The 26,381-nt window shown below is 70.9% G+C and carries 21 protein-coding genes; 13 read left to right on the top strand and 8 right to left on the bottom strand.

Annotation, left to right across the window (positions count from 1 at the left end; translation table 11 throughout):
- Nucleotides 1-266: 266 nt before the first annotated feature.
- The 5 genes from OHA84_RS17285 to OHA84_RS17265 form a co-directional block, all read right to left on the bottom strand.
- Nucleotides 267-1,226 carry an alpha/beta fold hydrolase gene (locus OHA84_RS17285; protein ID WP_266948250.1) on the bottom strand — a complete coding sequence of 320 codons (960 nt, stop codon included), beginning with the start codon at nt 1,224-1,226 and terminating at the stop codon, nt 267-269.
- Nucleotides 1,223-1,681: a phage holin family protein gene (locus OHA84_RS17280; protein WP_053676901.1), complete on the bottom strand. Its 459-nt coding sequence runs from the start codon at nt 1,679-1,681 to the stop codon at nt 1,223-1,225. The genes OHA84_RS17285 and OHA84_RS17280 overlap by 4 nt, the downstream gene beginning before the upstream one ends.
- Nucleotides 1,682-1,732: 51 nt before the next feature.
- Nucleotides 1,733-3,190 (bottom strand): Na+/H+ antiporter NhaA, encoded by a 1,458-nt coding sequence (gene nhaA, locus OHA84_RS17275; protein WP_078998658.1) that lies wholly within the window; start codon nt 3,188-3,190, stop codon nt 1,733-1,735.
- A 220-nt stretch (nt 3,191-3,410) separates the two neighbouring features.
- Complete coding sequence (gene acs / locus OHA84_RS17270) at nt 3,411-5,408, bottom strand: acetate--CoA ligase (RefSeq protein WP_266970924.1); 1,998 nt, start codon at nt 5,406-5,408, stop codon at nt 3,411-3,413.
- Nucleotides 5,409-5,597: 189 nt separating this feature from the next.
- A complete protein-coding gene (locus tag OHA84_RS17265) occupies nt 5,598-8,018 on the bottom strand; it encodes a SulP family inorganic anion transporter (RefSeq protein ID WP_266970926.1) in 2,421 nt (806 codons plus the stop codon).
- Nucleotides 8,019-8,252: 234 nt separating this feature from the next.
- On the opposite strand from OHA84_RS17265, the gene OHA84_RS17260 reads away from it, so the two are divergent.
- Nucleotides 8,253-9,569 (top strand): hypothetical protein, encoded by a 1,317-nt coding sequence (locus tag OHA84_RS17260; protein ID WP_266970928.1) that lies wholly within the window; start codon nt 8,253-8,255, stop codon nt 9,567-9,569.
- Here OHA84_RS17260 and OHA84_RS17255 read toward each other — a convergent pair.
- Nucleotides 9,523-10,548: an ATP-binding protein gene (locus OHA84_RS17255; protein WP_266970930.1), complete on the bottom strand. Its 1,026-nt coding sequence runs from the start codon at nt 10,546-10,548 to the stop codon at nt 9,523-9,525. The two genes, OHA84_RS17260 and OHA84_RS17255, sit on opposite strands and share 47 nt — an antisense overlap.
- 109 nt (nt 10,549-10,657) lie before the next feature.
- Here OHA84_RS17255 and OHA84_RS17250 point away from each other — a divergent pair, with 109 nt between their 5' ends.
- Entirely contained in the window at nt 10,658-11,512 is an 855-nt protein-coding gene (locus tag OHA84_RS17250) for an oxidoreductase (protein WP_266970932.1), read from the top strand.
- A 559-nt stretch (nt 11,513-12,071) separates the two neighbouring features.
- On the opposite strand, the gene OHA84_RS17245 is transcribed toward OHA84_RS17250, so the two are convergent.
- Nucleotides 12,072-12,932, bottom strand: a complete 861-nt coding sequence (locus OHA84_RS17245) for an HAD family phosphatase (protein WP_053676896.1) — start codon at nt 12,930-12,932, stop codon at nt 12,072-12,074.
- Between the two features lie 452 nt (nt 12,933-13,384).
- Between OHA84_RS17245 and ssd the strand changes: the two genes are divergently transcribed.
- The 7 genes from ssd (at nt 13,385) to OHA84_RS17210 (ending at nt 18,494) form a co-directional block, all read left to right on the top strand.
- Nucleotides 13,385-14,602 (top strand): septum site-determining protein Ssd, encoded by a 1,218-nt coding sequence (ssd, locus tag OHA84_RS17240; RefSeq protein ID WP_266970934.1) that lies wholly within the window; start codon nt 13,385-13,387, stop codon nt 14,600-14,602.
- Nucleotides 14,599-15,747 (top strand): TadA family conjugal transfer-associated ATPase, encoded by a 1,149-nt coding sequence (locus OHA84_RS17235; RefSeq protein ID WP_053676894.1) that lies wholly within the window; start codon nt 14,599-14,601, stop codon nt 15,745-15,747. Before ssd ends, OHA84_RS17235 begins: the two co-directional genes overlap by 4 nt.
- Nucleotides 15,744-16,637 (top strand): type II secretion system F family protein, encoded by an 894-nt coding sequence (locus tag OHA84_RS17230; RefSeq protein WP_266970937.1) that lies wholly within the window; start codon nt 15,744-15,746, stop codon nt 16,635-16,637. The genes OHA84_RS17235 and OHA84_RS17230 overlap by 4 nt, the downstream gene beginning before the upstream one ends.
- A gap of 338 nt (nt 16,638-16,975) precedes the next feature.
- The gene (locus OHA84_RS17225; RefSeq protein ID WP_323178884.1) at nt 16,976-17,416 is read left to right on the top strand and encodes a type II secretion system F family protein; all 441 of its coding nucleotides are present in this window, start codon (nt 16,976-16,978) and stop codon (nt 17,414-17,416) included.
- A gap of 49 nt (nt 17,417-17,465) precedes the next feature.
- Nucleotides 17,466-17,663: a DUF4244 domain-containing protein gene (locus tag OHA84_RS17220; protein WP_053676892.1), complete on the top strand. Its 198-nt coding sequence runs from the start codon at nt 17,466-17,468 to the stop codon at nt 17,661-17,663.
- Entirely contained in the window at nt 17,650-18,027 is a 378-nt protein-coding gene (locus tag OHA84_RS17215) for a TadE family type IV pilus minor pilin (protein WP_266948157.1), read from the top strand. The genes OHA84_RS17220 and OHA84_RS17215 overlap by 14 nt, the downstream gene beginning before the upstream one ends.
- Nucleotides 18,024-18,494 (top strand): Rv3654c family TadE-like protein, encoded by a 471-nt coding sequence (locus OHA84_RS17210; protein WP_266970941.1) that lies wholly within the window; start codon nt 18,024-18,026, stop codon nt 18,492-18,494. Before OHA84_RS17215 ends, OHA84_RS17210 begins: the two co-directional genes overlap by 4 nt.
- Before the next feature lie 572 nt (nt 18,495-19,066).
- Here the strand turns inward: OHA84_RS17210 and OHA84_RS17205 are convergent.
- Nucleotides 19,067-21,520, bottom strand: coding sequence for a DEAD/DEAH box helicase (locus OHA84_RS17205; protein WP_266970943.1), 2,454 nt, complete (start codon nt 21,518-21,520; stop codon nt 19,067-19,069).
- 81 nt (nt 21,521-21,601) lie between these two features.
- Here OHA84_RS17205 and bldG point away from each other — a divergent pair, with 81 nt between their 5' ends.
- From bldG to OHA84_RS17185, 4 genes are all read left to right on the top strand, one after another.
- Nucleotides 21,602-21,943, top strand: coding sequence for an anti-sigma factor antagonist BldG (gene bldG, locus OHA84_RS17200; protein WP_008743037.1), 342 nt, complete (start codon nt 21,602-21,604; stop codon nt 21,941-21,943).
- Nucleotides 21,944-22,068: 125 nt separating this feature from the next.
- Complete coding sequence (locus OHA84_RS17195; protein ID WP_266970945.1) at nt 22,069-22,509, top strand: ATP-binding protein; 441 nt, start codon at nt 22,069-22,071, stop codon at nt 22,507-22,509.
- A gap of 550 nt (nt 22,510-23,059) precedes the next feature.
- Entirely contained in the window at nt 23,060-25,462 is a 2,403-nt protein-coding gene (locus OHA84_RS17190) for a sodium-translocating pyrophosphatase (RefSeq protein ID WP_053676888.1), read from the top strand.
- A 197-nt stretch (nt 25,463-25,659) separates the two neighbouring features.
- Nucleotides 25,660-26,223, top strand: coding sequence for a hypothetical protein (locus tag OHA84_RS17185; protein ID WP_053676887.1), 564 nt, complete (start codon nt 25,660-25,662; stop codon nt 26,221-26,223).
- The last annotated feature ends 158 nt before the right edge of the window (nt 26,224-26,381 follow it).

Here is a 26,381-nt window from a genome sequence, read left to right as displayed (position 1 = left end):
GCGGGCGCGGCGACGCAGGATGCGCGGAATACCGAGTCGAGGGTCGTGGCCGTCTCGGCTCGCCCTCTCATGGGTGCCCGGCTCATCGGCCGAGCGGTGTTCGTGTGCGGTGTCACCGTAGTCGTGCGTCCAACTCATACATCGAGCTGTGCCCGGGCCCCAAGGTCGGTAATCCCGTCCGGAGCGGCCAATTGGCCTATGCGCGCGGCAATTGAAAGTTCGTCATACAAGCGTACGGCCGGGGTGTCGGGCGGTCAGGTGCCCGCTCAGCGGTCCGGCTCGGGGTCCTTCAGCCAGTTCACCAGCTCGGTCGTGAACGCCGCCGGATCCTCCTCGTGGGGGAAGTGCCCGAGCCCGTCGAACAGCCGCCACCGGTAAGGAGCTTCGACGTACTCCCCGGAACCCGCCGCGCTGCGCGTACGCATCACCGGGTCGAGCGAGCCGTGCAGGTGCAGCGTCGGCACCCGCACCGGCCGCCTCATGCGCCGGTTGAACTGGAGCCCGTCAGGCCGAGCCATGGAACGCATCATCCAGCGGTACGGCTCGATCGAGCAGTGCGCGGTGGACGGGATGCACATCGCCCGCCGGTACACGGCCAGTTCCTCCTCCGCCGGCGGCACGGGCCCCGACCAGTCCCGGATCAGCTGCCCCACGAGCGCCCCGTCGTCCGCGACGAGCTGCCGCTCGGGGATGAACGGCCTCTGGAAGCCCCAGATGTGGGAGCTCGCGCGGGTCTGCCCGAAGTCGGCGAGCATCGCGGAGCGCCAGCGCCTCGGATGCGGCATCGACGAGACCACCAGTCGGCGCACCAGCTTGGGCCGCATCACGGCCGCCGTCCAGGCGAGGTAGCCGCCCAGGTCGTGCCCGACGAGCGCGGCATCCGGCTCACCCAGGGACCGGATGACCCCGGTGACGTCGAGCGCCAGGTTCGCCGGGTCGTAACCGCGCGGAGTGCGGTCGCTGCCGCCCACCCCGCGCAGGTCCATCGCGACGGCGCGGTATCCGGCATCGGCGAGCGCGGTCAGTTGGTGCCGCCACGTCCACCAGAACTGCGGAAAGCCGTGCAGGAGCAGCACCAGGGGCCCGTCACCGAGCTCGGCCACGTGGAACCTCGCACCATTGGCCGCGACGTCCCGGTGCGTCACCGCCCTCCCGCCCGGGATGTCGATCCGTGCCGCGGAGGCGGCAGTGGGCGGGGTGCCGAAGTCGGGCGAGGGGGCGGTCATGAGGACGAGCGTGCCACACCCACAGCGTTGTCACTCACCGCGCGCGGGTGGGGCTTGACGGTCGCGACGACCGCCGCGGTCTGCTTGACGGAGGCGATCGACTTCTCCGGCGGCTTGACCTTCTTGAACTTCGACACGGCCAGCAGCGCGAGCAGGCCCGCGAGCAGCAGGAACGCGACGCCGACGATGAGGAAGGACCACGCGAGCCCGAGCCCGAGGTTGTGGATCCCGTACGCGGCGGCGAAGCTCAGCACCGGCAGCGAGAAGAGCGCGAACACTCCCGCGATCGAGATGGCGGCGCTGCCGACACCCGCGCGCTTGACGTCCTGGCGCAGCTCCGCCTTCGCGAGGGCGATCTCGTCGTGCACCAGGGCGGACATCTCGGCGGTGGCCGACGCGACCAGCTGACCCAGCGTGCGCTCGGCTCCTTGCGGCCCTTGGTCCACTGCGCTCATCGATCTCTCCCTAAGTCGTCCGTCGGCGACGGCTGTCCTCCGTCACTCAGATCATGCCGGACGGTCGCCGTCGGTGCGGCCCCCGGTGTCCGCTTCCATTGGGCCGGTCGTGGCGGACGCCGTGCCCGGGGCCGTCGCCGCCTCGGCCCTGCGTCGGTGTTCCGCGGCCTTCTCCTCGTGGATCCGCGCCATGCGCAGGTGGTACCCGGGGTCGTCCTGCTCGTAGATGTCGGGGATTCCGTCGAGGTCCTCGTCGCGATCCTCCGCCTCGGCGAGCGCCCGGTACCTGCGGTCGCGCATCTTCAGCATCACGCTCGCGATGATCGCGGCGATCAGCGAGCCGATGAGGACGGCGGCCTTGACCTCGTCCATGAGGGTGGCGTCGTCGGCGAAGGCGAGTTCGCCGATCAGCAGGGAGACGGTGAAACCGATGCCGGCGAGCGAGGCCACGGCGAGCACGTCCGGCCAGGCGAGGTCCTCGTTGAGCTCAGCCTTGGTGAAGCGCGCGGCCAGCCAGGTGCCGCCGAAGATGCCCACCGTCTTGCCGACGACCAGGCCGAGGACCACACCGAGGGTCTCGGGTCGGGTGAAGACCTGCGCGATGGCCTTGTCGGAGAGGGACACGCCGGCGGAGAACAGGGCGAAGAGGGGTACGGCCAGCGCCGCGGAGAGGGGACGGACGAGGTGCTCGATGCGCTCGCCGGGGGACTGTTCCTCGCCTTCCTCGCGGTGGCAGCGGAGCATCAGGCCCATGGCGACGCCGGCGATGGTGGAGTGGACCCCGCTGTTGTACATCAGACCCCAGATGACCAGGGCCAGCGGGACGTACACGTACCAGCCGCGGACGCGCTTGCGGAGCAGGAACCAGAAGAGGACCAGGCCCACGAGGGCGCCGCCGAGCGCCAGGAAGTCGATGTCGCTGGTGAAGAACACCGCGATGATCAGGATGGCGAACAGGTCGTCGACGACCGCGAGGGTCAGCAGGAACGCGCGCAGGGCGGACGGCAGCGAGGTGCCGATGACCGCGAGGACGGCGAGGGCGAAGGCGATGTCGGTGGCGGTCGGGACGGCCCAACCACTGATCGAGCCGTTGCCGAGGACATTGACCAGTACGTAGACCAGCGCGGGCACCGCCATGCCGCAGAGGGCGGCGATCACCGGGAGGGCGGCGGCCTTGGCGTCGCGCAGGTCGCCCGCGACGAGTTCGCGTTTGAGCTCGATGCCGGCGACGAAGAAGAAGATGGCCAACAGGCCGTCGGCCGCCCAGTGCTGGATCGAGAGGTCCAGGCCCAGGGCGGCGGGGCCGATGTGGAAGGACCGGACGCTGTCGTAGCTGTTCGAGATGCCGGGGACGTTCGCCCACACGAGTGCGGTGACAGCGGCCAGCAGGAGCAGTACGCCACCCACGGTCTCGGTGCGCAGGGCATCGGCGACGTAGCGGCGCTCGGGCAGCGAGAGTCGGCCGAGCAGCTTGCGGCTCTTGTCGTCGGTGGGGCGGGGCGCGGCCACGTGAAGGACACCTCCGGGGTGGGTTGGACGGCATGGCGAAGCACATTGCCGACCAGACTTCCCGGCGCACCCTGTGGAGTACTTATTTACGTTTCTCGTACTTTACAGGCGGTACGCAAGGTCATAACCGGCGATCATCGGGTGATCATCACTTTAAGTGCGAAAGGGGCATCCGGCGCGGTGCGCCGAATGCCCCTCACCGCCGTGTCGTGCGGCCGATTCAGTCCTCGCTGCCCGCGGCGGGCAACTTGCTCTGGATCAGGTCCATGACCGAGGAGTCCGCGAGCGTGGTGACGTCACCGACCGCCCGGTTCTCCGCCACGTCGCGCAGCAGCCGACGCATGATCTTGCCCGAGCGGGTCTTCGGCAGTTCCTGCACCGGCAGGATCCGCTTCGGCTTGGCGATCGGACCGAGCGTGGCGCCCACGTGGTTGCGCAGCTCGGCGACCAGGGTGTCCGTCTCCGAGGCGCTCCCGCGCAGGATGACGAAGGCCACGATGGCCTGGCCGGTGGTCTCGTCGTTCGCGCCGACCACCGCCGCCTCGGCGACGGACGGGTGCGAGACAAGCGCGGACTCGACCTCGGTCGTCGAGATGTTGTGGCCGGACACCAGCATCACGTCGTCCACCCGGCCGAGCAGCCAGATGTCGCCGTCGTCGTCCTTCTTGGCTCCGTCGCCCGCGAAGTACTTGCCCGCGAAGCGCGACCAGTACGTGTCGATGAAGCGCTGGTCGTCACCCCAGATGGTGCGCAGCATCGACGGCCACGGCTCGGTGAGCACGAGGTAGCCGCCCCCGCCGTTCGGGACCTCGTTCGCCTCGTCGTCCACGACGGTGGCGGAGATGCCGGGCAGCGCGCGCTGGGCCGAACCGGGCTTGGTGGAGGTGACGCCCGGCAGCGGCGAGATCATCATCGCGCCGGTCTCGGTCTGCCACCAGGTGTCCACGATCGGGCAGCGGTCGCCGCCGATGTGCTTGCGGTACCAGATCCAGGCCTCGGGGTTGATCGGCTCGCCGACCGAGCCCAGCACCCGCAGGCTCGAAAGGTCGAACTTCGCGGGGATGTCGTCGCCCCACTTCATGAACGTGCGGATCGCCGTGGGCGCCGTGTAGAGGATGGTGACGCCGTACTTCTGCACGACCTCCCAGAAGCGGCCCTGGTGCGGGGTGTCCGGGGTGCCCTCGTACATGACCTGGGTGGCACCGTTGGCGAGCGGCCCGTAGACGATGTACGAGTGCCCGGTGACCCAGCCGATGTCGGCGGTGCACCAGTAGACGTCGCTCTCCGGCTTCAGGTCGAACACCGCGTGGTGGGTGTACGCGGCCTGCGTCAGGTAGCCGCCCGAGGTGTGCAGGATGCCCTTCGGCTTACCCGTGGTCCCCGAGGTGTAGAGGATGAACAGCGGGTGCTCGGCGTCGAAGGCCTGCGGGGTGTGCTCGGCGGACTGACGCCCGACGATCTCGTGCCACCAGACGTCGCGGCCCTCGGTGAAGGCGGTGTCCTGGCCGGTGCGCTGCACCACCAGAACATGCTTGACCTGCGGACACTTGCCGACGGCCTCGTCGATGGCGGGCTTGAGCGCGCTGGGCTTGCCGCGGCGGTAGCCGCCGTCGGCGGTGATGACCAGCTTGGCGTCGGCGTCCTGGATGCGGGAGGCGACGGCGTCGGCGGAGAAACCGCCGAAGACCACCGAGTGCGCCGCGCCGACACGGGCGCACGCGAGCATCGCGACGACGGCCTCGGGGATCATCGGGAGGTAGACGGCGACGCGGTCACCTGCGACGACACCCAGCTCGGTCAGGGCGTTGGCGGCCTTGGAGACCTCGTCCTTGAGCTGCGCGTAGGTGATCGACCGGCTGTCGCCGGGCTCACCCTCGAAGTGGAGGGCGACGCGGTCGCCGTTGCCGGCCTCGACGTGTCGGTCCACACAGTTGTACGCGACGTTCAGCTTGCCGTCCGCGAACCACTTGGCGAAGGGCGGGTTGCTCCAGTCGAGCGTCTCGGTCGGCTCGGTGTCCCAGGTCAGCCGCCGGGCCTGCTCGGCCCAGAAGCCCAGCCGGTCCGCATCGGCCTGTGCATACGCAGCCTCGGTCACATTGGCGGCGGCGGCCAGATCGGCGGGCGGTGCGAACCGCCGCTCCTCTTTGAGCAGATTGGCCAGGCTTTCGTTGCTCACGACATCTCCCTTTCCCAGGGTGTCCGTTGTGTCCCCGGGCATAGCTCATCAGTCGGCGGCCCGGGTGACAAGGGGTAGCCGGGAATTGGTTTAGACCTATATCACGGCCGGACCCACGTGCAAGTGGCCCCTTCTCGCCGCAGGGTGCGGGAAGGGGCCACTCCGTGGCACGGATATCGGAGGGTATCGGTTCAGCCGGGTACGTGATCCGGGCCGGGGTGCGCGGGAGGTTCAGGCGCGCTGACCGACGCTGTCGAAGACCCGGCAGTCGAAGAAGTCCTCGCCCTCCGAGAGCAGATACGCCTGGGCCTCGCCCACGTGGAAGTACATGCCGTGCAGTTCCAGCGTGCCCTCGGCGAGCCGGCGGGCGACCGATTCGTGCGCCCGCAAGTGATCCAACTGCTGCACCACATTGGTCAGGCACAGCTGTTCCACGGCATCGGCCGGGAGCCGGCCCGCGATCCGGGCCCACGCGTGATGACGGCTGGCCATCCGCTCCAGGCTGGGCAGACCGTGCCGCAACCAGCGGCGCAGCGGGGTCATGGGGGTGCCGGGGTGGGAGTTCAGCAGGGCCTGCATGGCCCCGCAGCCCGAGTGGCCGCACACCGTGATGCTGTCCACCTGGAGCACGTCCACGGCGTACTCGATCGCCGCGGCGACCGAATCGTCCGTGGACTCGGCGCCCGGCAACGGCACCAGGTTGCCCACGTTGCGCACGGTGAACAGGTCCCCGGGGCCGCTGGCCGTGATCATGCTGGTGACCAGGCGGGAGTCCGCGCAGGTGAGGAAGAGCTGCGAGGGCCGCTGCCCCTCGCGCGCCAGTCGGGCCAGTTCATCACGGACGTGGGGGGCGGTGTCGCGCTGGAACGCGCTGATGCCGTTGGCCAGCCGGCCCGCTCCGCGCCGCCGGGGCTCGACCGCGGAACCGACCGTGGGGGCGCCGGGGCTCGTACGCTCCTTCGCGCCCGTGGAGTCGCCCGAGTCGATGTCGGCCCGGTGGTCGCAGTGGTTCTGCCAGGGGGTCCAGGGGCGACAGCACTGGTGGGTTCCGCGCTGGCCCGATCCGGGGCCCTTGCCCCGGTCCGCCATGCCGCGGTCGGTCTCGGGGGTCCGGTTGTGGGAGCGGCCGGTGACCTCCACCGAACCGCCGTGCGCCCGATGGGAGTCCTGCCAGTCGTGCAGGGTCTCGTACGCCGCGTGGTCCATGAACGAGCCGTCCAACTCGATCACCGCGTGCCGGTCGTGCGGGATCTGGTTCAGCACCCGACTCAACCGGGGCACCGCGAGGAAGGTCAACTGACCGCGTGCCCATACGCGGTGGACCCCGTCGATCACCTCCACCGTGATCCGGGTCCGCGCGAGACGGTGCAGGGCCAGGCCGACGGCCACCGCCACACCAACGGCGACCCCCTCCAGCACCCCTCCGAGCACCACGGCCACGATCGTCGTCGCGTAGACCAGGACTTCACGGTGTCGGGTGACGGTGCGCAGATGCGTGATGCTCACCATCTGCACGCCCACCGCCATCACCAGGGCGGCCAGCGCGGCGAGCGGGATCAGATCGAGGACCGGGACGAGCAGCGCGGCCGCGATCAGTACCCAGAGGCCGTGCATCATCGAGGAATTGCGGCTGGTGGCACCGGCTTTGACGTTGGCGACGCTACGGACCGCCACGCCCGTGACGGGCAGCCCGCCCAGCGCCCCGGAGACGATGTTCGCCGCGCCCTGTCCGCGCAGTTCACGGTTGAGGTCGACGCGCGGCGGACGGTTGTCCGTGCCCCGCTCGGAGGCGATCAGTTTGTCGGTCGCGACCGCGGACAGCAGCGACTCCACGCTGCCGACCAGCGTGATGGTCAGCACCGCGGCGAGGAGGCCGAGGACCGGGCCCTCGGGCAGCTCGGGCAGTGCGTGGCTGCGCCAGGACGGCAGGTCCACCCGGGGCAGGCTGAGACCCGCCAGGGCGGCGAACGCGGTGGCCGTGGCGACGGCCGCCAGCGCGGCGGGAACTCTGCGCAGGTTCCGGCCGATCCGCCCCGGTAGCCGCGGCCAACCGAGCAGGACGGCCAGGGTGAGCGCGCTGATGCCCAGCGCGACCGGATGAAGGTCGGCCAACTGACCGGGCAGGCCCTGGACGTTGGCCACGGCGGAGCTCTGCGGGGTGCCGCCGAGGACGATGTGCAGTTGCGCCAGCGCGATGGTCACGCCGATGCCGGCGAGCATGCCGTGCACGATCGCCGGGCTCACCATCAGCGCGGACCGGGCCGTACGCAGGAAGGCGAGCCCGAGTTGGCAGCAGCCGGCGAGCACGGTGATGGCGCAGGTGGTGCGCCACCCGTAGCGCTGGATCAGTTCGGCGGTGACCACCGTGAGGCCGGCGGCGGGGCCGCTGACCTGGAGCGGCGCGCCCCCGAGCCGTCCGGCCACGATCCCGCCGACGGCCGCGGCCACCAGCCCCGCCTGTAGTGGGGCGCCCGTGGCCAGGGCGATGCCCAGGGAGAGCGGCAGGGCGATCAGGAAGACGGCGATGGAGGCGGAGAGGTCCGCCGGGAAGCTCTTGACGGAAACGGGAGGTACGGGAGGTGGGGTGGGCGCTGGGGGTGAGAGGGCGGTGCCCGTGGAGTCTTCGGCGGCGCCTTCAGTGGTGGCTGTCATGGGTTCCCGTCTCCTCTGGGGAGGGATGAAGCGGCGGGAGTCTCAACACTCGGTAAATGAACGGTAATGGAGAGTAAAGAGAGGTGGTGGGAAATGGGAGTAAATGGCCTAGGAATTAGCTCCCAGGAGTGATTAACCATTTTGTCCGGCTTGTCACACCTTCCTTAAACCTGACCGCATGGGACGTTGCGGCGCGGAAGTCCTGCGATGGAACTGCGAGGGAGAGGTGTGCGGATGATCGCCGCCACGAAGAAGATCGCCGGCGGCCTGGTCGCCACGGCCCTGGTCCTGGGCGCTGCCGGGTGCTCCTCGGAGCCCGCCAAGCCCGCGCCCGGTGGCCAGAACGCCAGGAAGGGCGCCGCCGCACCGGAAGCGGCCCCGGGCAGTGTGAAGCGGCTCATCGGGGACGGCTCTACCGCGTACACCGGCCTCCAGCCGAACGTCGTGAAGCCGCAGCGGATGAAGCCCGGTGAGAAGCCCCCGCAGTTCGTCGTCTTCTCGTGGGACGGCGCCGGCGAGGACAGCCAGAAGCTCTTCTCGCACTTCCGTGAGGTCGGCAAGGAGTACAACGCCCGGATGACCTACTTCCTCAGCGGCGTGTACATGCTGCCGGAGGAGAAGGCCTCGCTCTACACCGCTCCGCAGCACTCCCCCGGGCGTTCCGACATCGGTTTCGGCGACCTCCAGGGCATCAAGGACACCGCCACCCAGGTCCGCGCGGCCTGGCAGGAGGGCAACGAGATCGGCACCCACTTCAACGGCCACTTCTGCGGCCCCGAGGGCGGCGTCGGCACCTGGTCCGTCGAGGAGTGGAAGAGCGAGATCAACCAGGCCAAGTCGTTCGTCAAGAACTGGAAGACGAACACCCCGGCGCTCAAGGGTCTGGAGCCGCTCCCGTTCGACTACGAGAAGGAGTTGATCGGCGCCCGCACCCCCTGCCTCGAAGGCCAGAAGAACTTCATGCTGGCGGCCAAGGACATGGGCTTCCGCTACGACTCCAGCGGCATCAGCAAGCAGATCTGGCCCAAGAAGACCGACGGGCTCTGGGACCTTCCGCTGCAACTGGTGCCCATGCCGGGGCGCGCCTTCGACACCCTGAGCATGGACTACAACTACATGGTCAACCAGTCCGGGACGACCACCCAGGGAGACCCCTCGCAACACGCCTACTGGGGCGAGCAGATGCGCGACGGCCTTCAGAAGGCCTTCGACCGGGTCTACCAGGGCAACCGGGCACCGCTGATCATCGGCAACCACTTCGAGTCCTGGAACGGCGGCACCTACATGAAGGCCGTCGAGGACTCCATCAAGTCCATGTGCACCCAGAAGGAGGTCCGCTGCGTGCCGTTCCGTGAGCTGGCCGACTGGCTGGACGCCCAGGACCCGAAGACGCTGGCGTGGATGCGCGGCCTCGACGTCGGTGAGGCGCCGAAGGACGGCTGGAGCAAGTTCCTCACCGCGGGGCCGCCGGCAGCGCCGGCCGCCCCCGGTGCCCCGGCCGGGATCAAGCCGGCTGCGGAGTCGGCCGAGTCAGGGTCGGACGAGGGCTGACCACCTCCGCGCTCGGGTTCTCGCGGAGGACGAAATCGGGGTCGACCTGTTCCGCCAGGTCGACCCCGGTCTTCGCGTTCCCCCAGCTCTCGGCGTTCCGCAGGTGGAAGTGGACCATCTGCTGCGTGTACCGGGCCCAGTCGCGGTCGGCGTACGAGTCCTCGGCGGCGTCCTGGAGCGCCTGCAGCGCGAGCCGGTTGGTCGCCTCCAGCAGCTCGAACCGGGCGGGGTGCCCCTTCTCCATCGACCGCACCCAGTCCGAATGCCCGACGGTGACCAGCAGGTCGTCGCCGACCTCGTCCTGGAGGAACTCGATGTCCTCCGGCCCCTGCACCTTGTTGCCGATCACCTTGAGCGCGATCCCGAAGTCCCGGGCGTACTCCTTGTACTGGCGGTAGACGGAGACGCCCTTGCGGGTCGGCTCGGCCACCAGGAAGGTCATGTCGAAGCGGGTGAACATGCCCGACGCGAAGGAGTCCGAACCGGCGGTCATGTCGACGACCACGTACTCGTCCGGACCGTCGACCAGATGGTTGAGGCAGAGTTCGACTGCCCCGACCTTCGAGTGGTAGCAGGCCACGCCCAGGTCCGCCTCGGTGAACGGCCCGGTGGCCATCAGGCGGACGGGCTCGCCGTCGAGCATCAGCGTGCGCGCGCACGCCTCGTACACCGGGTTGTCCTCGGTGACCCGCAACAGGCGCGAGCCGGTCCCGGGCGGAGTGGTCTTGATCATAGCGTCGGCGGACGCGATGCGCGGGTTCGATCCGCGCAGGTAGTCCTTGATGAGGGACAGGTGCGCGCCCAGGGCGGGCATCTCGGCGGCCTCGTCCTCGCCGAGCCCGAGGGCCACGCCGAGATGCTGGTTGATGTCGGCGTCCACCGCGACGACGGGGGCTTCATTGGCGGCAAGGTGGCGGATGAAGAGGGAGGACAGCGTGGTCTTACCGCTGCCGCCCTTTCCCACGAAAGCGATCTTCATGTTCACCAAGCGTAGTGGGTTGATAGCGCTACGTGGTCTACCTGAGTGAAGAAGACCACTCCAAGGAGGGGTCGGTGCTATGCGCGTGCAGTGCGTAGGCTCCCTACTTATGAGTAGCGCTGCTGACCCGCTGGCCCCACTGGCCGGGCTGCCGGGTGTCTCCGATTCCGTGGATTCCGTACGCAAGGCCGTGGACCGGGTGTACGGGCACCGGGTGATGCGTCGTCGCAGCGGGGAGATCGCCTCGGAGGCGGCGCTGCGCGGCGCGCGCGGGAGCGCGGCGTTGTCGGGCGCCGACTGGGCCCTGGAAGAGGTGCGTCGCCGAACCGACTTCGGCTCGGAGTCGCAGGCGCGGGCGGTGGGTGCCGCCCTGCGCCTGACGGCCGAGGCCGGGCAGCTCCTGAGCATCTGGCGGCAGTCCCCGATGCGTGTCCTCGCGCGCCTGCACCTGGTCGCGTCGGGTTCGACGACGGCGGCTCCGGACGCGTCCGCGCCGTCGGCGATCGAGGGCGACACGGTGGGGCGGCCTCGTCTGGCGGGTGAACCGGTGGACGAGCCACTGATCGACCTGCCGCTCCCGAGTGCCGAGGAGGTCGCGGGCCGGTTGGACGGGCTGTCGCGGCTGATCATCGCGGGAGGCTCCTCGCCGGCGCTGATCACGGCATCGGTGGTGCATGGTGAACTGCTGGCCCTGCGTCCCTTCGGGACCTACAACGGTCTGGTCGCACGGGCGGCCGAACGGATCGTGCTGATCAACAGCGGGCTCGACCCGAAGGCCATCTGCCCGGCCGAGGTCGGCCACGCGGAACAGGGTGCGCAGGCCTACGTCGCGGCCTTCGAGGGGTACGTGTCCGGAACCGCGGAGGGCATGGGCGCCTGGATCGCACACTGCGGCCGGGCGATCGAGCTGGGTTCCCGGGAATCGATGGCGGTCTGCGAGGCGCTCCAGCGCGGCGCGGCCTGAACACGGGTTGCGGCGACACCGTCTTGCCTTGGTGTCGCCGCTGGCACTCGCGCCCAGTTACCAAGCGTCCTCGAATGTATGCCCATCAGGTCGGGAACTTTGCCCGTCACCTGGTGCGGCTGGCCCGTAATCGACGGGTCGACGTCGCGTGGGTGCTCGGCGTTCATGCTTCGGTCCGTGGGCCTTACTGCGTTTTAAAGATGATCCTCTCGGATGTTCTTTGGTCTCGCGGGCCGTTGACTCCTTTGTACTCCGCTTCGGAGACAAGCGAAACCCCTGGCTCCACTTCTTTACTTTCCAGGATGAGCCTGGACGATCCGGACATTCGATTCCGGGCGCGATGTTGTTCCGTCGGGGCCGTTCGGCTCCACGCGCGTGGAGCCGAACGCATGGAGCCGGAACCACCGCGTGGCCACCGCCCCCGTCGTACGGGCTGCGGCGCGGCGGAGGCGGTCGGCGGTCGGCGGTCGGCGGTCGGCGGCCGGACGGCGGTCGGCCGGCGGTCAGACGGCGGTCGGACGGTGAGCGCCGGGTCGTACCGGGTCGTGAGGATGGCGGCCTATACGGCGGAGGCGCCTGCCCGCCGCCGGCTCGCGTACCAGACGAGCCCGGCCGTGGCGGCGGCCGCGCCGACCGCCGCGGCGGCCACCAGGGCCGGTCGGGAGGTCATGGACCCCGGCAGCCGCTGCTTCAACCGCACGGGCCTGTTGAACACCAGCACCGGCCACTCCCGTGCGACCGCCTCGCGACGCAACGCCCGGTCGGGATTGACGGCATGGGGATGTCCCACCGCCTCCAACATCGGCACGTCGGTGATCGAGTCGCTGTACGCGTAGCACCGCGCGAGGTCGTACCCCTCAGACTCGGCGAGCTCGCGTACGGCCTCCGCCTTCGTCGGTCCGTAGGCGTAGTACTCGATCTCGCCCGTGAAGCAGCCGTCGTCGCCGACCACCATCCGGGTGGCCACGACACGGTCCGCACCGAGCATCTCGCCGATCGGCTCGACCACTTCGGCGCCGGAGGTCGACACGATCACCACGTCACGGCCGGCCGTGTGGTGGGCCTCGATGAGGGACGCGGCCTCGTCGTAGATGATCGGGTCGATGAGGTCGTGCAGTGCTTCGGCGACGATCTCGCGCACCTGCTGGACGTTCCACCCCTTGCAAAGGGCGGACAGGTACTCCCGCATCCGCTCCATCTGATCGTGGTCGGCGCCGCCGACCAAGAAGAAGAACTGGGTGTACGCGGTGCGCAGTACGGCCCGCCGGTTGATCAGGCCACCCTGGTAGAAGGACTTGCTGAACGTCAGAGTGCTCGACTTCGCAATGACCGTCTTGTCCAGGTCGAAGAAGGCAGCGGTCCGAGGCGAGGAGTGCGGCAAGGGCTGATTTTCCACGCCCCGAGCATATGCGCCCACCATTCGGCGTAAGGTGTGGCGCGTGGGTTTGCCTGAGAGGGCTCTCGGGTACACCATGGAAGTCACGGATCGTTCGCGACCGTGCTAACCCGGTCTGGCTCCTCCCCCCCCGAGTCGGACCGTGGGGACGACCCCCGCTCTCCCCCCCGGCGGGGGTCGTCGCATGTCCGGACGCGGTTTGCGTCCTTTGCCTTCGGCCCGTGGTGACCATTTCCCCGGCCCTTCCTCTTCGGCGGCCTTGCGTCGCGAAGGCCCTCATCTCCTTGAACTCGTGACTGTGTGTAGTGGTTCCGGCGCGCTCTGGACTCACGCGATGGGGTGGCGGAGTTATTCACAGAGGGCTTCTTGTCCACAGTTTTCGAGCAAGATCCACTTCTTTTTCCGGATCCCTGCACGGTGATTCCAGCCGCGAAGTCCGCGGTGTGTGGATTCGCAGTGAGAAGGGGGCCGAGATCATGGCTGGATCGAAGTCGTGTGAAGCACCGGAGTCCGAGCTGTCCGGTGGGGGAAGGTCGTCGAAGCGGGCGGAAGAGGTCGTGCCCGGTGGTGGCCGGCCGCTGATCATCACCGAGGACCCCCTGCTGCTCGACGACCTGCTGCGGCTGTGCGCCGCCGCCGGCGCCGAACCGCACGTCCACCACGCGGTGCCCGAACCGGACGGAGCCGGGGCCCCGGGAGGGGGTGACGGAGAGAACGTCGATCTCCGTGCATCGACACTTGGCAGCGTCGGTTGGGACTCCGCCCCGCTCGTGCTCGTCGGGGACGACGCGGCACGCCGGGTCCGCGGCGCGCCCCGCCGGGACGCGGTCCTTCTCGTCGGCCGGGATCTGGACGACCCGCTGGTGTGGCAGCGGGCGTTGGAGATCGGCGCCGAGGAGGTGCTGAGGCTCCCCGAGGCGGAGAACCGACTCGTCGACCGCATCGCCGACGTGGTGGAAGGGGCCGGGCGCCCCGCCCTCGCGGTCGGCGTGATCGGAGGCAGTGGCGGCGCCGGCGCGTCGACGCTGGCCTGCGCGCTCGCCGTACGGGCCGCGCGCGCCGGCGAACGCACCATCCTCATCGACGGGGACCCCCTCGGCGGGGGCATGGACGTCCTGCTCGGGGGTGAGGGCGCCGAAGGGCTGCGCTGGCCGGACTTCGCTGCCTCGCGGGGCCGGGTCGGGGCCGGGGCGCTGGAGGAGTCCCTGCCGGAACTGCACGCGCTTCGGGTGCTCAGCTGGGACCGAGGGGACCGGGTCGTGGTGCCGCCCGCCGCGATGCGCTCGGTGGTCGCCGCGGCCCGCCGCCGCGGCGGCGTGGTCGTCGTCGATCTGCCCCGACGGGTGGACGAGGCGGTGGCCGAGGTGCTGGCCCAGTTGGATCTCGTACTGATGCTGGTGCCCGGGGAGTTGAGGGCCGTGGCCGCAGCCGGGCGGGTGGCGGCAGGGGTGCGGATGGTCGCCCGGGACGTCCGCGTGGTCGTACGGGGACGCTGCCCCGAGGGGCTCGATGCCGAAGCCGTGGCCCGGCTGCTGGGTGCCCCCCTGGCCGGCGAGGTGCCGGTCGAGGTGGGACTGCCGGGACGGGTGGCCGAGGGGGAACCGCCGGGGTCCCGCGGGCGGGGCGCCCTGGCCCGCTTCTGCGACGGCTTCTGGCGGCGGGCTCTCGGATCCGCCCAGGGGGTGCCGGCATGAGCGCGCTGCTTCTGGACGCGGTGCGGCAACGGCTCGCGGAGAGCGGCGCGGAGCCGACCCCGGCCAGGGTCGCGGCGGCCCTGCGGGCTCAGGGCCGGCTGCTCGGAGACGCGGAAGTGCTCGGTGCGGCAGCCGAGTTACGGTCAGAACTGGTCGGCGCCGGCCCGTTGGAGGCGCTCCTCGCCGACCCCGAGGTCACCGACGTGCTGGTGGCCGCACCCGACCGGGTGTGGGTGGACCGCGGAGGAGGGCTGGAACTCACCGGGGTGACCTTCGCCGACGCCGCGGCGGTACGCAGGCTCGCGCAACGGCTGGCCGCCGTAGCGGGACGGCGCCTCGACGACGCCCGGCCCTGGGTGGACGCCCGGATGCCGGACGGCACCCGACTGCATGCCGTGCTGCCACCGGTGGCCGTCGGATCCGCCTGCCTGTCACTGCGCGTCGTACGGCCGAAGGCATTCACGTTGGACGAGTTGGTGACCGCGGGGACCCTGCCGCCGGGTGGGCATGAACTGCTCCGGGCGATGGTCGAGGCCCGGCTCTCCTTCCTCGTCTCCGGAGGCACCGGGACGGGCAAGACCACCCTGCTGAGCGCCCTGTTGAGCCTGGTCGGACCGGGTGAACGGATCGTACTGGCCGAGGACTCGGCCGAGCTGCGCCCCGACCATCCGCACGTGGTGCGGCTGGAGACCCGGCCCGCGAATCAGGAGGGAGCAGGTCTCGTCACCCTGGCAGATCTGGTCCGGCAGGCGTTGAGGATGCGCCCCGATCGGCTGGTGGTCGGGGAAGTGCGGGGCCCGGAGGTGGCGGACCTGCTGGCCGCCCTCAATACGGGCCATGAAGGGGGCTGCGGCACTGTGCATGCCAATGCGGCAGCGCATGTGCCGGCGCGGTTGGAGGCGCTCGGTACGGCCGCGGGGCTCGATCGCGCCGCTCTGCACAGCCAGTTGGCGGCCGCACTGACCCTGGTGATCCACCTGGTTCGAGACCGGGCCGGGCAGCGCCGGGTGGCCGAGGTGCACGTCCTCGAACGGGACCCGGCCGGGCTGGTGGTGACGGTGCCCGCGTTGCTCTGGTCCGCGCGAGGGTTCGCACGGGAAAGGGGCTGGGCCCGGCTCGGTCCGCTGTTGGAGGTTTCCCGATGAGCGCCGGGACGGTCGGGGTGGCGGGCTCGGTGCCGGTGCTCGCCGGGGTGCTCTGCGCCGGTGCCGCCGCCTGGATGTTGGCCGGAGGCGATCAGATGTCCCGACGGGCCCGGTTGTTGCCGGTCGATGGCGCCCCGGTGGTGCCGGCCGGACCAGCGCTTCGGGAGCGGCTGCTGATCGCGGTCCGGGTGCTGGCCGCGCGATGGCGGGAGTGGTCCGGCGTCGGGGTCGGGGTGTTGGTGGCGTTGCTCGGCGGTTCCGTGGTTCCGCTGGCACTGGGGGCGGTCTCGGCGCCGCTGCTGCGGAGATGGTTGAGGGGCCGGGACCGGGAACGGTCCAGGGAGGCCCGGGCCGCCGACGTGATCGCGTTGTGCGGGGTCACCGTGGGGGAACTGAGGGCGGGGGCGCAGCCCGGTCAGGCCCTGGGCGCGGCGCTGAGACGCACTGCGTCGGGCGCTGGTGGTCTGGGTGCGGTGGAGGCCGGGGTGCTGGCCGCAGCGGCTTTCGGCGGCGATGTGGCCCGGGCACTGCGTGAGGCGTCGCGGGAGCCGGGCGCGGAGGGGCTGGCCGGGATGGCGGCCTGCTGGCGGGTCTCCGTGGACGGCGGCGCCGGCCTGGCAGCCGGACTCGACCGACTGGAAGGGGCCTTGCGAGCGGAACGGGACCGGGAGGAGTCACTGCGGGCCCAGTTGGCCGGAGCTCGCTCGACGGCGGTGGTGCTGGCTTTGTTGCCTCTGGTGGGGCTGGTGATCGGTACCGGCCTCGGGGCGGACCCGCTCGCGGTCCTGCTGCACACCCCGATGGGGTGGGGCTGCCTGGTGGCGGGCGCGGTGCTGGAGGCGCTGGGAATGTTGTGGTGCCGACGGATCGTACGGGCGGGGGAGCGGTGATGGATGAGGCGTGGGTCCACCGGCTGGGGGTGGCGTTGTGCCTCGCGGTGGCGGTGTCGTGCGTGGGATCGGCAGCCGCGTCGGGAGTCCGGCGGCGGAAGACCCGGCGGCGGATCGGGGCATTGCTGAAGGTGCGAGCAGGTCCGCGCGGGCCGCTGGTCGGGCCCCGGGCGCGAGATCGGATCATCACGTGGTCGTGGCCGGCCGGCGCTCTGGTGGCGGCCTGGGTACTGATCGGCGGCGTGGCGGGTGTCCTGGTCGGGTGCGGCGCGGCGTACGCGGTACGGCGCCTGCGATCGAGGGCCGCAGCATCGTCGGTCGGAGCGGACCCCCGTGAGGTGGAGCGTCAACTTCCCTTTGCCGCAGACCTGTTGGCGGCCTGTCTCGCGGCCGGGGCCGGTCCGGTGGAGGCGGCCGAGGTGGTCGGGGAGTCGCTGGGCGGCCCCGTGGGGGAGCGACTGGCGGTGGCCGGGGCGGAACTGCGGCTCGGCGGCGAACCGGGTTCGGGGTGGGGGAGGTTGGCGGAGATACCGGGCGCCCGGGAGCTGGCGGAGTGCCTGGAGCGGGCCGCTCGCACGGGGGCCCCGGCCGCCGAGCCGGTCTCCCGCCTGGCGTCGGCCCTCAGGGCGGACCGGGCCCGACAGGCCACGACCCGGGCGCAGCGGGCCGCCGTACTCGTCACCGCGCCCGTGGGGCTGTGTTTCCTCCCCGCATTTCTTGTGGTGGGAGTGGCTCCAGTGGTGATTGGGATGGCTGCTGGTCTCCTCTCGGGCACTTGAAGTCAAAACCTGAAATCACATCAAGAGCGAAATCAAACAGGAGGTTGTCATGAGGATCATCTGGTTTCGAGTGCGGTCCGCGCTCAGTGGCCGCGGTCGCGATGCCGGGATGTCGACTTCGGAATACGCCATGGGCACGATCGCGGCGTGTGCGTTCGCTGCCGTTCTGTACAAGGTGGTCACGAGCGACGTGGTGTCGACGGCCCTTCAGTCGACCATCGGGAAGGCGCTCGATGTGCCGTTCTGAGGGAAACGCGGACGGAAAGGGCGACCGCGGATATGTGACCGCGGAGGCGGCTCTGGTGATTCCGGCGCTGGTGTTGTTCGCGGCGCTGCTGGTGTGGGCGCTGATGGCGGCGGCCGCGCAGATCCGGTGCGTGGACGCGGCCCGCGCGGGGGCTCGGGCCGCAGCCCGCTCGGAGCCAGCGGAGATCGTGGTGGCGGCGGCCGGAGCCGCCGCCCCGCGGGGAGCGGAGGTGCGTTTGGAGCGGATGGGGGACCTGTGGAGGGTTCGGGTCGCGGCGCCGGCGCCCGGGCCGGGCGGGCTGCCGGTACGCCTCGGTGCCCAGGCGGTGGCCTTGGCGGAGGACAGCGTGGGGCCGCCGCCGTGAGGCGGGACCGGGGCTCCGCCACCGTGTGGGCGGCGTTGGTGACGACGGTGCTGGGGGCGGTGTTCGGGGGTGTCCTGTTGCTCGGTCAGGCCGTCGTGGCGCGGCATCGGGCGGCTGCGGCCGCGGACCTGGCGGCCCTCGCCGCGGCGGCGACATGGGCGCACGGCCCCGAGGCCGCCTGCGCGACGGCGGTGCGGGTGGCGCGGGCACAGGGCGCGAGTCTGACCGCGTGCGACGTTCAGGGCGAGGTCGCCGAGGTCGTGGCCCGTGCCCCGACCGGCCCCTTCGCTCCCGCGCTCGCGTCCCGGGCGGGTCCGCCGCTCCCGCCCTCCCCTGCCCCGGGGCCCGGCCGACACGCCCTCCCGGGCCCGGGGCCCGGCCGATCCACCCTCCTGGCCCCGGGCCCGGCCGACACGCCCTCCCCAGGCCGGGGGCCGACCGCCGTGAGTCCGGCCCGGGATCCGTGAGCCCCGGCCCGGGGGCCGGCCGGCCGGTGAGCCCGGCCGGTGCGGCGGTTCTGGCGGGCACCAGATGGTCACCGCACCGGTGGCTGCCGGGGTCGGCATAGGGATTGGTCCGGGGTGGCAGGGCGTGCTGTGCGGGCCGCTGGGGGAGGCGCTGAGGTGGCGGCTCGGGCCCGTGCGCGACCCGTTCGGCCCATCGGCTCCCGTCGGATTTCCGGGGCGGCGGGGCCGGGCGCGCGCGGAGGCGGACCGGGCGGGGGCACCACGCGGCTCCAGTGTGTCGTTCGGGCCGCCGTCCTCGAGCCGTCCTCGGGCCGTCCTCGGCGGGCCGCCCCGCTGCCCGCTGGGCCGCCGTGGCCGGGGCGGCCCGCTCCCTGCCTGGGCAGTCCCGTCCTGCCCCGGCCTGCCCGTCCGGCCCCGGCCTGACCCGCCCTGCCCGGCCCGCTCTGCCCTGGCCGCCCTGCTCTGCCCTGGCCGCCCTGCCCTGCCCGGCCCCGCCCGCCTCGGGCTGCTTTGCCGGGTCTCTTTCGGTGCGCTTCGTCCGGCGGGGCCCTGGTCGGGACGCGTGTGCCGGTTCAGTTCTCCGGGGCGTCGGCGAGCAGACGGGTCAGCAGGCGGATGGCGCCGCGTTTGTGGAGGGGGTCGTTGCCGTTGCCGCACTTGGGTGACTGGATGCAGGAGGGGCAGCCCGCCTCGCATTCGCAGGCCGCGATGGCGTCGCGGGTGGCCGTCAGCCACGTGCGGGCCGTGTCGAAGGCGCGTTCCGCGAACCCGGCGCCGCCGGGGTGGCCGTCGTAGACGAACACCGTGGGCAGCAGGGTGTCGGGGTGCAGGGGGACGGAGACCCCGCCGATGTCCCAGCGGTCGCAGGTGGCGAACAGCGGGAGAAGGCCGATGGAGGCGTGTTCGGCGGCGTGCAGGGCGCCGCCGAGGATCTCCGGGTTGATCCGGGCCTCGTCGAGCTGGTCCTCGGTGACCGTCCACCAGACGGCCCGGGTGCGCAGGGTGCGCGGCGGCAGGTCGAGCTTGGCCTCGCCGAGCACCTCGCCGGAGATCAGCTTGCGCCGCAGGTAGGAGACGACCTGGTTGGTGACCTCGACGGAGCCGAAGCAGAGCCTGCCCTGGCCCCACGGGATCTCGCTCTCGGTCTCCAGCACGGCGATGGACGTGGTGTCGCGCGCGGTGGTGGAGAACGGCGGATCGGCCTGCTCCACCAGCGCGACCGAGTCCTCCAGGTCGAGGTGTTTCACCAGGTAGGTGCGGCCCTGGTGGAGATGAACGGCCCCGTCGTGGACGGCGGTGTGGGAGGCCGACTCGTCGACGGTGCCGAGCAGCCGGCCGGTGGCCGCCTCCACGATCTGTACGGGACGGCCCCCGCCACCCCGGATGTCGGTCAGGTCCGAGGCGCGTTCCCGTCGGGTCCAGTGCCAGGCCGTGGCCCGGCGGCGCAGCAGCTTCGCCGCCTCCAGCTGCGGGAGGAGGCCGCCGGCCGCCGGTCCGAAGAGTTCAAGGTCCGCCTCGGTCAGCGGGAGCTCGGCGGCTGCCGCGCACAGGTGCGGGGCGAGCACGTACGGGTTGTCCGGATCCAGCACAGTGGCCTCCACGGGCCGCCGGAACAGCGCCTCGGGGTGGTGGACCAGGTAGGTGTCCAGCGGGTCGTCACGGGCCACCAGGACGGCCAGGGCGCCCTGCCCCGAGCGGCCGGCCCGCCCGGCCTGCTGCCACAGGGAGGCCCGCGTCCCCGGATAGCCGGTGATCAGCACCGCGTCCAGGCCGGAGACGTCCACGCCGAGTTCCAGGGCGGTGGTGGCGGCGAGCCCCAGCAGTTGCCCGGAGTGCAGGGCCCGCTCCAGGGCGCGCCGCTCCTCGGGCAGGTAACCGCCCCGGTACGCGGCCACCCGCCGTGGCAAGGACCGGTCCACCTCGGCGAGCCGCTCCTGGGCGATCACGGCGATCAGCTCGGCGCCGCGCCGTGATCGCACGAAGGCCACCGTGCGGACCCCCTGGACCACCAGGTCGGTCAGCAGGTCGGCGGTCTCGGCGGTGGCCGTACGGCGTACGGGAGCGCCCTTCTCGCCCTTCATGTCGGTCAGCGGGGGCTCCCACAGGGCGAAGACCACCTCGCCGCGCGGAGAGGCGTCGTCGGCGACCTCCACGACCTTCAGGCCGGTCAGCCGGGACGCGGAGGTCGCCGGGTCGCTGGAGGTCGCGGAGGCCAGCAGGAAGACGGGTTCCGAGCCGTAACGGGCGCACAGCCGCCGCAATCGGCGCAGTACCTGGGCCACGTGGGAGCCGAATACCCCCCGGTAGCTGTGGCACTCGTCGATCACGACGTAGCGCAGCGCCTTCAGGAACGAGGACCAGCGCGGATGGGCGGGGAGGATCCCGCGGTGCAGCATGTCGGGGTTGGTGAGCACGTAGTTCGCGTACTGGCGCACCCACTCGCGTTCCTCGACGGGTGTGTCCCCGTCGTAGACGGCGGGCCGGATCGCGTTGCCCAGCGGGCTCGCCAGCTCCCGTACGGCGCGCCGCTGGTCGGCCGCCAGGGCCTTGGTGGGGGCCAGGTACAGGGCGGTCGCGCCCCGGCCGTTGGGGGCCTCGGCACCGTCCGCGAGGGCGGAGAGCACGGGGGCCAGGTAGGCCAGGGACTTGCCCGAGGCGGTACCGGTGGCCACGACCACGGACGTGCCGTCGAGGGCGTGCTCGGCCGCCGCGGCCTGGTGTTCCCACGGATGTTCGATTCCGGCGGCCTGAATGGCGGCCACGACATCAGTTCGGATGCGGTCGGGCCAGACCGCATGACGACCCGCCCGAGGGGGCAAGTGCTCCGTATGGGTGATGCGCGCAGCTCGAGAAGGCCCCCGTGCCAGCCGGTCCAGGACCGTGCTCGGAGTGGGTCGAGAGTCCGCGGCTGCCGTGGGCCGACCGGGACGGTGAGTATTGGCCATTGGAACCGAGTGTGTCACCGGCGTGCGGGACAATGGACCCAAGGCGTCGTGCGCGCCTGCCGGTAAGTGATTGAATGCCATCGCGGCAGCCGATCCCTCTCCTACCTTCGGATGGGGAGGCCCCTGGGGGGCGCCGCTCGATAGCAAGGTGCTGGAGGATCCGTGGACCTGTCCCTGTCGACTCGCACTGTCGGCGACCGCACGGTCGTAGAGGTCGGTGGCGAGATTGATGTGTATACCGCGCCCAAGCTGCGCGAGCAGTTGGTGGAGTTGGTGAACGACGGCAGCTACCACTTGGTTGTCGACATGGAGCGAGTGGACTTCCTCGACTCCACCGGCCTCGGTGTGCTCGTGGGAGGCCTCAAGCGTGTTCGTGCGCACGAGGGCTCGCTGCGTCTGGTCTGCAACCAGGAGCGCATCCTGAAGATCTTCCGTATCACCGGTCTGACCAAGGTGTTCCCGATCCACACGACCGTGGAAGACGCCGTCAACGCCACCGACTGACGGTTTCCGGCGGCCGAAACGCCGTCAGGAGCCGACGAGGAGCGGGGGGTACCGGACCATGGTCGGTCCGGGCCCCTGTCAAGGCGCGCCCGTTGGTCCGCGCCCAGAGTCCGAGGGGGACGCGCATGGCCACCGTTGAACTGCGCTTCAGCGCCCAGCCCGAACACGTCCGGACGGCCCGCCTGGTCGCGGCCGCCGTGGCGCGCCGGGCCGGGGTGGAGGAAGCCGTCCTCGACGAGGTTCGCCTCGCCGTGGGTGAGGCCTGCTCGCGTGCCGTCGGGCTGCACCGCAACAACGGACTGACCGGTCCCGTCCGGGTCGTCCTGACCGAGGAGGAGAAAATTTTCTCCATCGAGGTCGGCGACGACGTTCCCGGTCCGGCCGGCGGTTCCGCCGAGGCCGTGTCGGGCATCGCGGCCGCCTTGGACCCGGACAACGAGGGTGAGGACGAAATGGGCCTCGCCGTGATCAGTGGGCTCGTCGACGACGTCGAGGTGACCAGTGGCGAAGCGGGCGGCACCATCAGGATGAGCTGGCCCGTGGCGAAGGTTTCCGCACTCCCGTAGGGGTCCTTGTCAGGACCTCTGTCACCGGAACGGCCCCTTCGGGGTCGATTTTCGGCCGGCGCATCGGATCTTCAAGGTGCCCTGATGCCGGATCCGCCTGCCGGATCTGCCTCGCTGCTCGGTCCCGGTCTGCACTGACGTCGCACCCGCCCGCATGCCGGGGTCCTGCGTGCCATGGACCTGCCGGGCGCCGGATCGCGCACGCCTCCCCTCTCCCCGTCGCGTCCGACGGGTGGGTCCGTACCGCGTCGCGTGCCGGACGAACGGTATGCGTCGTATGGACGGCCCCCTGACGGGACTACTTTCACATCGTCCGATCTTCAAAGGCCCTGCTCCGTGGGGCCTTTTCTGCTGTCCGGGCGCAAATTCCCGGATCGATGACCATGCGTCAATGCCTTTGCCCCATTACTACTTTCGAGGGTAATGGAGTGACGTGATCCATTGCTGAGGAGCAAGAGCAGGCCAATTACGTTTCCCGCCCACTGTTTTGATCAGGTCGCGCTCCCTACAATCCGTCCACATCTTGAGCTCATCACGTCAAGGAGGACGAATGACGGGGCTCTTCACCCCCAACGCGCCGATCGGCAACTCCGATCTGGCCGCCGCAGTACTCACCGATGACAATCGGCTCATCGTGATCGTGATTGCAGCGGTCGCACTTCTCGCACTCGTCGTCGCGCAGATCCTGGTCCGCCAGGTGCTCGCAGCCGACGAGGGCACCACCGGCATGAAGGAGATCGCCGCCGCTGTTCAGGAAGGCGCCAACGCCTACCTCGGACGGCAACTGCGCACCCTCGGCGTCTTCGCCGTCGTGGTGTTCTTCCTGCTCTTCCTGCTCCCCGCCGACGACTGGTCGCAGCGGGCGGGCCGCTCCGCCTTCTTCCTCGTCGGCGCGCTCTTCTCGGCCGCCACCGGCTACATCGGCATGCGCCTCGCGGTCCGCGCGAACGTCCGCGTGGCCGCCGCCGCCCGGGAGGCGACCCCCGCCGAGGGCGAACCCGCCAAGGACCTGACCGAAGTGGCCCACAAGGCCATGAGGATCGCCTTCCGCACCGGTGGCGTGGTCGGCATGTTCACCGTGGGCCTCGGCCTGCTCGGCGCCTCCTGCGTCGTGCTCGTCTACGCCGCCGACGCCCCCAAGGTCCTGGAGGGCTTCGGGCTCGGCGCCGCACTGATCGCCATGTTCATGCGTGTCGGCGGCGGCATCTTCACCAAGGCCGCCGACGTCGGCGCCGACCTGGTCGGCAAGGTCGAGCAGGGCATTCCGGAGGACGACCCCCGCAATGCCGCGACCATCGCCGACAACGTGGGCGACAACGTCGGCGACTGCGCCGGCATGGCGGCCGACCTCTTCGAGTCCTACGCCGTCACCCTCGTGGCCGCGCTGATCCTCGGCAAGGTCGCCTTCGGCGACCTGGGCCTGGCGTTCCCGCTGATCGTCCCCGCCATCGGCGTCGTCACCGCCATGATCGGCATCTTCGCGGTGTCCCCGCGCCGATCCGACCGCAGCGGGATGACCGCCATCAACCGCGGCTTCTTCATCTCCGCCGCGATCTCCCTGGTGCTCGTCGGGATTGCCGTCTACGCGTACCTGCCGGCCACCTACAAGGAGCTCGTCGGCGTCGAGGACCCGGCGATCCTCAACCACTCCGGTGACCCGCGGATCCTGGCCGTCGTCGCCGTCGCCATCGGCATCGTGCTCGCCGCCCTGATCCAGCAACTGACCGGCTACTTCACCGAGACCAGCCGGCGCCCCGTACGGGACATCGGCAAGTCCTCGCTGACCGGCGCGGCCACCGTCGTCCTCGCCGGGATCTCGGTGGGCCTGGAGTCCGCCGTCTACACCGCGCTGCTCATCGGCCTCGGCGTGTACGGGGCCTTCCTGCTCGGCGGCACCTCGATCATGCTGGCGCTCTTCGCGGTGGCCCTGGCCGGTACCGGCCTGCTGACCACCGTCGGCGTCATCGTCGCCATGGACACCTTCGGTCCGGTGTCGGACAACGCGCAGGGCATCGCCGAGATGTCCGGCGACGTCGAAGGCGCCGGCGCGCAGGTCCTGACCGACCTTGACGCCGTCGGCAACACCACCAAGGCCATCACCAAGGGCATCGCGATCGCCACCGCGGTGCTCGCCGCCGCCGCGCTCTTCGGCTCGTACAACGACGCCATTGCCACCGCGGTCAAGCAAGTCGGTGCCAAGGCCGGGGAGATGAACCTCAGCCTCGACATCGCGCAGCCCAACAACCTGGTCGGCCTGATCCTGGGCGCGGCCGTCGTGTTCCTGTTCTCCGGACTCGCCATCAACGCCGTCTCCCGCTCCGCGGGCGCCGTCGTCTACGAGGTGCGCCGGCAGTTCCGCGAGCACCCCGGGATCATGGACTACACCGAGAAGCCCGAGTACGGGCGCGTCGTGGACATCTGCACCAAGGACGCGCTGCGCGAACTCGCCACGCCCGGCCTGCTCGCCGTGCTCACCCCGATCGCGGTGGGCTTCTCGCTCGGTGTCGGCGCGCTCGGCTCGTTCCTCGCGGGCGCCATCGGCACCGGAACCCTGATGGCGGTCTTCCTCGCCAACTCCGGCGGCGCCTGGGACAACGCGAAGAAGCTCGTCGAGGACGGCCATCACGGAGGCAAGGGCAGCGAGGCCCACGCCGCTGTCGTCATCGGCGACACCGTCGGCGACCCGTTCAAGGACACCGCCGGCCCGGCCATCAACCCGCTGCTCAAGGTGATGAACCTGGTGGCCCTGCTGATCGCCCCGGCCATCGTGCAGTTCAGCTACGGCGACGACACCAGCCCGACCGTGCGGGCGGTCGTCGCGGTCCTGGCCATCGCCGTCATCATCGGCGCGGTGTACGTGTCCAAGCGGCGCGGCATCGCCGTGGGTGACGAGGGTGAGGGCGGCGCGGCCGAGCGAGTGGCGCAGCCCACAGATCCCGCGGTGGTTTCCTGACTCTCTCCGTGCCGGGGCCCGAGCGGCTCCCGGCCGGTGCCCCGAACGGCCTGCGGCCCTGTTCCGCACGGGGTTCGGGGGTACGCCCGAAAGGCGGACGGGCGGCGCGGACTGACGCGCCGCCCGTCCGCCTTTCCGTGTCCGCCCAGGGTGGGCGTGTATCTTCCGGGCCGAGAGTCTTCGAAGGGACCAATCCGGTGAACAAGAAGTTTGCGGCCGCAGTGTCCGGCGGTGCGGTGCTGATGCTCGTGCTGTCCGGATGCGGCGGCGAGGACGACGGGCAGAAGAAGACCGACGCGTGGGCCAAGAAGGTCTGTGACGCGTGGGGACCCCAACTCAAGAAGATCGAAAGTTCCAACGTCGACATCAAGCGCGTGGCCACGGAGAGCAGCAAGCCGGAGGAGGTCCAACAGACCGACTCGGCGGCGTTCCAGGTCATGTCCGAGGCGTACAAGTCCATGGGGACCGCTCTGACCGGAGCGGGAGTTCCGCCGGTCAAGGGCGGCGAGGAGACGCAGAACGCCGCTGTCCAGGGCTTCGCGGCGACCTCCAAGGGCTACGCCGACCTCAAGGTGAAGATGGACGCCCTCGACGTCAAGGACCAGACGAAGTTCGCCGAGGGCCTCAAGGAGGTGGCCGGCGGACTGGAGGCGGCGACCCAGGGCGGCAAGCAAGCCCTGGACAAGCTGAAGACGGGAGGCCTGGACAAGGCGATGAACGGTCAGCCGGGCTGCCAGGTCCAGACGACGACGGCCGGTTAGCGCGGAGGCGGCGGGCCGGTGGGTGACCCCGCCCCGCCGCCGTCGCGTGCGCGGACGCACGTCGACCGGGGCGGCCGGGGTCCTCGACGGACACCGCCCGCCCCGTCGGTGTTTCCCGCCCTGTTCCGCCCCTGATCGTCCCGATCGCGGCCTGATCG

It is taken from the genome of Streptomyces sp. NBC_00513, from assembly GCF_041431415.1.
Lineage (GTDB): Bacteria > Actinomycetota > Actinomycetes > Streptomycetales > Streptomycetaceae > Streptomyces.
Note: the sequence above shows the minus strand (reverse complement) of the source record. Positions and strands in the feature narration are given on the sequence as shown.